Here is a 620-nt window from a genome sequence, read left to right on the forward strand (position 1 = left end):
TCGTCTGGTTTAGGCTGGTCACTGTGGATCCCAAGCATCTGTTCGACGACCCCCGCCTCACCGCCGCCGGCCTGCTCTTCGAGGCCCACCACGGCCTCATCGCCCGCCTCGAGGAGATCTGGAAGGCCAACGGACTCTCCGGTCTCGATCTGAATGCCCTGATCCGCCTGACCCGCTCCCCCGGCCGCAAACTCCGCATGACCGACCTGGCCACCCAGACCGCCCTCTCCACCAGCGGCGTCACCCGCCTGGTGGATCGCCTGGAGCGCAACGGTTTCGTCCGCCGCGAACCCGACCCCGCCGACCGCCGCAGCTCCTACGCCGTCCTCACCGCCGCCGGCGCCACCCGAGTAGCCCGCGTCCTCCCCGCCTACCTCGAAGGCATAGACCGCTGGTTCACCGGTCTCCTGGCCCCCGCCCAACTCGAAGATCTCACCGCTTCCCTCCGAGTCGTCCGAGACGCCACCAACCCCGAAGCCACCCACGTCACCACCTGATCATCGCGGCGCCACGGGGAGTCGGGGGCGACATACGAATCGACCGAAAACCGTTGCGGGGAAAGGAAAACGGGCGCTGGAACCGAAGGGTTCCAGCGCCCGTTTTCGTGTGCGCGGAGCTAC

1 protein-coding gene is annotated in these 620 nt (G+C 68.1%); it reads left to right on the forward strand.

The features are described from left to right. The first annotated feature begins 23 nt into the window (after positions 1-23). Positions 24-497, forward strand: coding sequence for a MarR family winged helix-turn-helix transcriptional regulator (locus ACH438_RS03205; protein WP_397000563.1), 474 nt, complete (start codon positions 24-26; stop codon positions 495-497). The last annotated feature ends 123 nt before the right edge of the window (positions 498-620 follow it).

The sequence above is a fragment of the Nocardia sp. NPDC020380 genome (assembly GCF_044386975.1).
Classification (GTDB): domain Bacteria; phylum Actinomycetota; class Actinomycetes; order Mycobacteriales; family Mycobacteriaceae; genus Nocardia.